Source organism: Streptomyces sp. AC627_RSS907, assembly GCF_019049165.1.
In genome coordinates, this window is sequence record NZ_JAGMUE010000167.1 from 1 (window position 1) to 7219 (window position 7219).

Below are 7219 nucleotides of genomic sequence, written 5' to 3' on the forward strand. Positions count from 1 at the left end.
TCCTGGTCCCGCCCCCGCCCCGGCGTCAACGGCGCCGACCCCGCCGTACCGGCCGCGCCGCCCGCCCCCACCGCACCCCCCGAGGCGTCACCGGCCGGCTGGCGCCCCTGGCGGTTCCGCATGTCCAACGACGTCTGGGGCACGCCGTCCGTCGCCGAGGACCTGGTCTACGTCACCTCCTTCGAGGTGCACGCCCTGGACGTGGGCACCGGGCGCCGCCGCTTCAAGACCAGGGACGTCGCCTGGTCGATGGCGGTCGCGGAGGGCCGTATCCACGCCTCCGACGGCCCGACCCTCTTCGCCCTCGACGCCCGCGAGGGCGCCGACCTGTGGCGCCTGCAGACGGACGCCTGGGTCTACTCCCTCCAGGCCGACCGGGGCACGGTCGTCACCGCCACCCGCGGCGGCGGCGTCCAGGCGTGGGAGGCCTCGGGCGGCCAGAAGCTGTGGGAGATCACCGGCGCCCAGACCGACTTCGAGTCCCCGGAGGCGGCCGCGGCGCTCCGCGACGGCACGGTGTACGTCTGGCAGGACGCCCGGCTGCGCGCCCTGGACGCCCGTACCGGTGACGAGAGGTGGTCCTACCCGATCGGTGACGCCGCCTCCTGCGGCGGGGTGCCGGTCCGTGTCACCCAGGCGCCCGACGGTTACGTCTACGTCGCGGCCGGCACCCGGGTCCTCGCCCTGGAGGTCGCCTCCGGCCACGTCCGCTGGCACTTCGAGGCCCCGGCGGTCTTCCTCGCCCCGCCCGCCTTCGTGCCGGGCCCCGCGGTGACCGGCGGCGGCGTCTACCTGGCCGACTACCTCGGCACGGTCTACGCCCTCGACGCCACCGACGGCCGCGACCGCTGGCGCATCGCGACGGAGGCCCGTTCCTCGACCGACCCGGTCCTGGTGGCCGCGGGCCACGTGCACGTGGGCAGCGGCAAGGGCCTGTACACCCTGGACGCGGTGACGGGCACGCCCAAGTGGCGCTTCCAGGCGGGCGGCGACATCGTGGGCGCGCCCGCGGTGGCCGAGGGCCGCATCCACTTCGGCTCGACGGACCACCTGCTCTACACGCTCAAGGCCGACGACGGCCGCCTGCGCTGGAAGCTCGCGACCGGCGGTGAGATCACCGGCTCCCCGGTCGTCCGCGACGGCATCGTGTACGCGTGCAGCAAGGACCGCTGTGTGTACGCGCTGGACGCGGAGAAGGGCACGGGGACGGCCCGCACGACGTGACACGTGAGGCGTCGGGCGCGGGCTCGTGAGGCGCGGGCTCGTGAGGCGTTGGGCGCGGGCTCGTGAGGCGTGGGCTCGTGAGGCGTTGGGCGCGAGGTCGTGAGGCGTGGGCTCGTGAGGCGTCGGGCGCGGGCTCGTGAGGCGCGGGCTCGTGCGGACACACGTCGGCCGCGGCGGCTCCCCCTCCGCGCCGCCGCGGCCGATCCCCGTGTGGGAAAAAGGTCTACTTGCCGTCCCGGTCCAGCGCGGGCGGGGCCGGCATCGGGTTCTCCATCGTCGTGACCGCCGGCTTGGCCGGGCCGCTGGGCATCGGGTTCTCCAGCGTGGTGGCGCCACCGTCCTTCGGCGGCGCGGGCATCGGGTTCTCGAGCGTCGTGAGGGCCTCGTCGGTGGCCGCCCCGCCCGTGGCCGTCACGTCCGTGTCCTTCTTGCTGTCGCTCATGCGCTTGGTTCCCTCCGCTGCTGTGGCATGTGGCAGACGCCCGCCCGGGGGCTCCCCCGCGGGCCGCCGGACGGGCGTTCGGAGCCGCACCATAACTGGTCGGTCCCCGGTCAGACCGTCTGCCCCCCGACGCGACGGTGTGACGGATACGACAATGCCGTGCAGCGATAAACGAATGCTGAACGGCCCTGGCCGCGCACGTGGTTCAGGCGGCCGAGGCGGGGGCGAGCAGGGCCCTCGCCTCACTCGCCTCCTCGGCACCCTCCTGCTCGTAGAGGCGCAGAGCCTTGTTCCAGCAGGCCCTGGCCCGGTCCGTCTGCTCCAGGCTGGACAGGGCGCGGCCCAGCAGGGTCAGGACGTTGCCCAGCATGCGGTCACCGCCGATGCAGCCGAGGGCGAGGGCCTGTTCGGCGTGCTGGGCCGCCTGCGCGGGCCGCTGGGCCCCGAGATGCACTTCGGCGATGCGGAAGTTGGTCGTCCCCTCCCAGAGCCGCTGGCGGTGGGCGGAGAAGATCGTCAGGGCCTCGGAGAAGTGCCCGAGGGCCTCCGTGTGCCGACCGGCCCGGTTGAGGGCGATGCCCAGCGCGTAGTGGCTGTTGGCGAGCCGGACGGTCCTGCCGAACTCGGCGTGCGCGGCCAGCCCTCGGCGTGCGAAGTCGACGGCCTGCGACACGTCGCCCACGCCCAGGTGGGCACGTGAGAGGTTGCACAGGGCCGTCGCCTCGGGCGGACGGTTGCACAGGGCCCGGAATCCCGCGATGGCCTGCTCGAAGAACGGCTTGCTGTCGCCGTGCCTCCCCTGGTGCAGGCAGATGAGCCCCAGACTGTTGGCGACCCAGCTCACCGCGACCGCGTCTTTGACCGACTCCGCGAGCCGCATCGCCAGCCGGGACTCCTCCTCGGCCTGGGGGATGCGGCCCGAAACCAGCAGGACGTCGGTGAGCACCGTCCGCGCCCGCCCCTCGGCCAGAGTGTCGCCGGCCGAGCGCGTCGCTTCGCACATGGCCCTGGCCGTCGTCTCGTACTGATGCGAGTTGGCACCGGACTCGGTCAGGTCCTTGGCGGCCCAGAGCAGGTCGACGGCACGCCGGAGCCGGTCCGACTCGGCGGCTTGCCGTACGCACGCGAGCAGGGGCGCCGCCTCGCTGTACAGCCAGTCCAGCGCCGCCGGGCCCTCGGTGAACGCCAGCCCGGGGTACTCCGTCGGCTCCAGGCCGTCCACCAGCCGGTCCCCGGGCCGTTCGATCGCGTAGACCCCCGCCGCCGTGGCCAGGTAGAAGTCCAGCAACCGTGACAGCGCCGCCCCCCGCTCGCCGGGCGGATGCTCGTCCCGCTCCGCGCACGCACGCGCGTAGAGCCGTACCAGGTCGTGGAACCGGTACCGTCCCGGCGCCGCCGATTCGAGCAGCGACGTGTCGACCAGGGACTCCAGGAGGTCCTCCGTGTCCTCGGCCGGCAGGTCCAGTACCGCCGCTGCCGCCGCGAGGGAGATGTCCGGGCCGTCGGCCAGGCCGAGCAGGCGGAAGGCGCGGGCCTGGGCCGGTTCGAGCTGGCCGTAGCCCAGTTCGAAGGTGGCCTTGACGGCCAGGTCGCCGGCCTGGAGCTCGTCCAGGCGGCGTCGCTCGTCCGCCAGCTTCGCCGCGAGGACCGAGACCGTCCACGTGCGGCGGGCCGCGAGGCGGGACGCCGCGATGCGGATCGCGAGGGGGAGGAAACCGCAGGCGCCGACGACGTCCAGCGCCGCCTCCCGCTCCGAGGCCACCCGCTCCTCGCCCACGATCTTCGTGAAGAGGGCCAGCGCCTCCTCGGGGGACATCACGTCCAGGTCGACCAGGTGCGCCCCGGCGAGGTCCACCATCCGCACCCGCGCCGTCACCAGCGCGGCGCAGCCGTCCGTGCCGGGCAGCAGCGGGCGTACCTGGGCGGCGTCACGGGCGTTGTCGAGGAGGACCAGGACGCGGCGGCCGTCCAGGACGGAGCGGTAGAGGGCGGCCCGTTCCTCCAGGGAGTCCGGGATGGCCGAGTCCGCCGTGCCCAGGGCGCGGAGGAAGGAGCCCAGTACCGTCTCCGGCTCCGCCGGCCGCGCGCCCGCGCCCTGGAGGTCGACGTACAGCTGTCCGTCCGGGAAGGCGGCCCGCGCCTGGTGGGCGACGTGCACCGCGAGGGTCGTCTTGCCGACGCCGCCGATGCCGGCCAGCGCCGAGACCGCCATCACCCGGCTCGCGGTGCCGTCACCCGAGGCGGCGGCCAGCACGTCGCTCAGCTCGCGGACGAACGACGCGCGTCCCGTGAAGTCCGGGACGGTGGCGGGCAGTTGGGCGGGGCGGAGCGGGGTCACGGCCGACTCCGCGGTCGGTGCCGGCGGCTCGGCCAGGCCCGGGTCGGCCCGGAGGATGCGCTGCTGGAGTTCCTGGAGGCCGGGGCGTGGGTCGACGCCGAGTTCGTCGGCGAGCAGGCGGCGCGTGTCCGCGTAGACGGCGAGGGCCTCCGCCTGGCGTCCGCTGCGGTACAGCGCCAGCATGAGCAGCTCCCGCAGGCGTTCCCGGAGCGGGTGGGCCGCCGTCAGGGCGGTCAGTTCCGAGACGGCCTCGGCGTGGCAGCCCTGCTCCAGGTCCATGTCGAGCCGGGTCTCCAGGAGTTGGAGCCGCCACTCCTCCAGTCGGACCCGCTGCGCCTCCGCGTACGGGCCCGGGACGCCGGCCAGTACCTCGCCGTCCCACAGTGCCAGTGCGCGGCGCAGGACGTCGCGGGCGTGGCAGAGGTCCCCGGCGCTCCGCGCCTTCTCCGCCTCGGCCGCCAGGTCCTGGGCGGCGGTCAGGTCCAGCGCTCCCTCGCCCAGGCCGCGTACGGCGTACCCGCCCGACTCGCTCACCAGGACGCCGGGTTCGAGGATCTTGCGCAGGCGGGACGCGTACGTCCGTAGCGCCGCCAGCGCCTGCGACGGCGGGTCCTCGCCCCACAGGGCGTCGATCAGCTCGGCGGCGGTGGCGGTCCGGCCCTCGCGGAGCAGCAGGGCGGCCAGCAGGGCGCGCTGCTGGGGGGAGCCGGTGGCCAGGGGGGCGTCGCCGCGCCAGGCGCGCACCGGTCCGAGCACGCCGAAGCGGAGCGCGGCCGGGTCCTCCCGCCCGGCCGGCGGCCTGCCTCCGGCCACGTCCTCCCGCCGGGCCGGCGTCGTGCGCTCGGCCGACTGCCCGCGTCCGACCGTCTTCGTGCCTCCGGCCACGTCCGCCCGCCGGGCCGACGTCGTGCGCTCGGCCGGCTTGGCGCGTCCAGCCGGGTTCTCCCGCCCGGCCGGCTGCCCGCCTCCGACCGTCTTCGTGCGTCCGGCCGACCCCTCTCGTCCGGCCGACCTCTCCCGTCCGGCCGACCTCTCCCGGCTCGGCGGCGCCTGCCGTTCGGCCGACGTTCTCTGTCCCGGCGGCGTCTCCCGCCCGGCCAACGGCTCCCGTCCGGCCGGCGTCCCCCGGTGCGGCGACTGCTCCCGGTCCGGTGGCGTCTTCCGGGCCGGCGGCGTCCTCCGGTCCGGCGGCTGCTCCGTTTCCGGTGATTTATCCGGTTCCGCCGGGAATCCGGGGCGCCGCTGCTCCGGTACCCGCGGTACACCGTCCATGCAGTCCCCCTAGACATCCTGAGCAACTACGCCAGTTTGCCTTGTTCATGCCGACCTCGTCAGCCGTGGGAGACGGCGATCACAGGTCCGTCACATGGCTCCTCGTCCCTCCAGATCCACCCGCACCGTCAGCAGTCCCGTCCCGACCCCCATCGCCCGCACCGCCAGGCTGTTGAAGCGGGGGAGGCGGCGCAGACGCGCGATCGGGTCGTCGTCGGGCAGGACGTGGGCCGTCCCCGTGTGCCAGCGGCCCCGGACACGCACCCGCACCCGCGGATCGGCCCGGATGTTGCGGACGTACTGGGACCGTTCGCCGAACTCCGACACCAGCCAGAACGAACCTCCCACCAGGCGCCCACCGACCGGCGTGCGGCGGGGCAGGCCCGAGACGCGGCCGGTGGTCTCCAGCACGGTCTGGGTCGGCAGGCCGCGCAGGACGGGGTTGAGACGGCGCTGGAAGGCCGTGACGGCCCGGTACTTCTTCTCCGCGTAGGAAGACATCGTTCGTTCACCCTCCCGTTTCGTGTGCCTCCATGTTCTCCGGAAAACCTCTTGGGGACGGAGTGGTCGGACTGGTCGGAGTGGACGGAGCGGACCGCGTGAACGGTGTGGGAGGACGGGTGGTGCGGCCGTGCGGGTCGTGACGTGGAATCTGTGGTGGCGGTTCGGGCCGTGGGCCGAGAGGCAGAAGGCGATCCTCGCCGTGCTGAGGGAACTGCGGCCCGACGTCGTCGGTCTCCAGGAGGTGTGGGCCACCACGCCGCGGGCCGACGGCGGCAACCTCGCCGAGTGGCTGGCCGGCGAACTCGGCCTGCACTGCGCCTGGGCGCCCTCGCCCGCCTCCGAGCGGTGGCAGCGGCGCATCGGCGACGACACGGTCGGCATCGGCACCGCGGTGCTCAGCCGCTGGCCCGTCGTGGAGCGGGCGGTGCTGCGGCTGCCCGTCCCCGAGGAACTCGACGACGGGCGGCTGGCGTTGCACGCCCGGCTGGACGCCCCCGGCCACCAGGTGCCCTTCTTCACCGCCCACCTGACCTCGGGCGGCCACGCCCGCGCGGTGCGCCGGGAACAGGCCGCCGCCCTCGCGGACTTCGTCGCCGAGCACCGGCACGGCACCGGTTTCCCGCCCGTCGTCACCGGCGACTTCAACGCCCGTCCCGGATCGCCGGAGGTCCGCCTCCTGCGCGCGCGCCATCTCCACGACGCCTGGGAGCACGCCGGCCCGGGCCTGCCGTCCGGCACCTGGGACACGGCGAACCCGTACGTCGCGCACGCCGACGGCGAGCCGAGCGCGCGGATCGACTACGTCCACGTGGGCCCGCCCGGCCCCGGCGGACTCGGCCGGGTCCGGGCGGTGCGGCGGGCCGGCGACGGCCCCGTCGACGGTGTCTGGCCCTCCGACCACGCCGCGGTCGTCGCCGACCTGGACGACGGCCGGGCGGCTACCGCCGCCCCAGGAACACCGGGTTCGTGAACGCCGCGAGCGCCCCCGGCACCGGCCCCGCCGCCGCCTCGTGCCGCACCTCCGCCCGTACGTACGCGGCGTAGGAGGCGGTCGTCCGCCACTCCACGACGCCCGAGCCGGACACCGGCAGCGGCGCACTGGTGAACAGCACGCCCTGGTCCGTGACGAAGCGCACCGTGCAGCGCGGGGCGCCCGTCACCTCCAGGCGGACCGTGACCGGGGTGTCCGGGTCCACGCGCAGCCGCTCGCCGATGCCCGCGTGCTCACCGCGCCCGCCGGACGCGGTGAAGGCCAGCGACACCTTCGCCGACTCCGCGACGTACGACCGTCCCGCGCGGATGCCCTCCTGGATCGCCTGACGGGTCAGGTCGTCGGCGAGGACGACGGTCTGCGGGCGCCCGATGGCGTCCGGGGCGCGGTGGGAGTCGCTGCTGCCCATCGCCGGGATCCAGGCCCGGCCCTCCCGCCCGTCCCGCCC

The 7219-nt window shown here is 75.1% G+C and carries 6 protein-coding genes; 2 read left to right on the forward strand and 4 right to left on the reverse strand.

What is annotated here, in order from left to right; all coding sequences use genetic code 11:
- Positions 1-1224: PQQ-binding-like beta-propeller repeat protein (locus tag KUM32_RS29800; RefSeq protein ID WP_217145084.1), on the forward strand; the 1224-nt coding region annotated here is incomplete at its 5' end.
- Positions 1225-1447: 223 nt separating this feature from the next.
- Here KUM32_RS29800 and KUM32_RS29805 read toward each other — a convergent pair.
- The 3 genes from KUM32_RS29805 to KUM32_RS29815 form a co-directional block, all read right to left on the reverse strand.
- Positions 1448-1666: a hypothetical protein gene (locus KUM32_RS29805; protein WP_217145085.1), complete on the reverse strand. Its 219-nt coding sequence runs from the start codon at positions 1664-1666 to the stop codon at positions 1448-1450.
- A 205-nt stretch (positions 1667-1871) separates the two neighbouring features.
- Positions 1872-4817: a BTAD domain-containing putative transcriptional regulator gene (locus KUM32_RS29810; RefSeq protein WP_217145089.1), complete on the reverse strand. Its 2946-nt coding sequence runs from the start codon at positions 4815-4817 to the stop codon at positions 1872-1874.
- 549 nt (positions 4818-5366) lie between these two features.
- Positions 5367-5777 carry a nitroreductase/quinone reductase family protein gene (locus KUM32_RS29815; protein ID WP_217145086.1) on the reverse strand — a complete coding sequence of 137 codons (411 nt, stop codon included), beginning with the start codon at positions 5775-5777 and terminating at the stop codon, positions 5367-5369.
- 130 nt (positions 5778-5907) lie between these two features.
- On the opposite strand from KUM32_RS29815, the gene KUM32_RS29820 reads away from it, so the two are divergent.
- The gene (locus KUM32_RS29820; protein ID WP_217145087.1) at positions 5908-6750 is read left to right on the forward strand and encodes an endonuclease/exonuclease/phosphatase family protein; all 843 of its coding nucleotides are present in this window, start codon (positions 5908-5910) and stop codon (positions 6748-6750) included.
- Here the strand turns inward: KUM32_RS29820 and KUM32_RS29825 are convergent.
- A partial coding sequence (locus tag KUM32_RS29825) for a CehA/McbA family metallohydrolase (RefSeq protein WP_217145088.1) occupies positions 6719-7219 on the reverse strand: 501 nt, incomplete at its 5' end. The genes KUM32_RS29820 and KUM32_RS29825 overlap by 32 nt on opposite strands.

What these genes read in the sequence shown, in the direction of transcription:
- KUM32_RS29805 (WP_217145085.1), bottom strand. Translation starts at nt 1,666, where the DNA reads ATGAGCGACAGCAAGAAGGACACGGACGTGACGGCCACGGGCGGGGCG.
- KUM32_RS29815 (WP_217145086.1), bottom strand. Translation starts at nt 5,777, where the DNA reads ATGTCTTCCTACGCGGAGAAGAAGTACCGGGCCGTCACGGCCTTCCAG.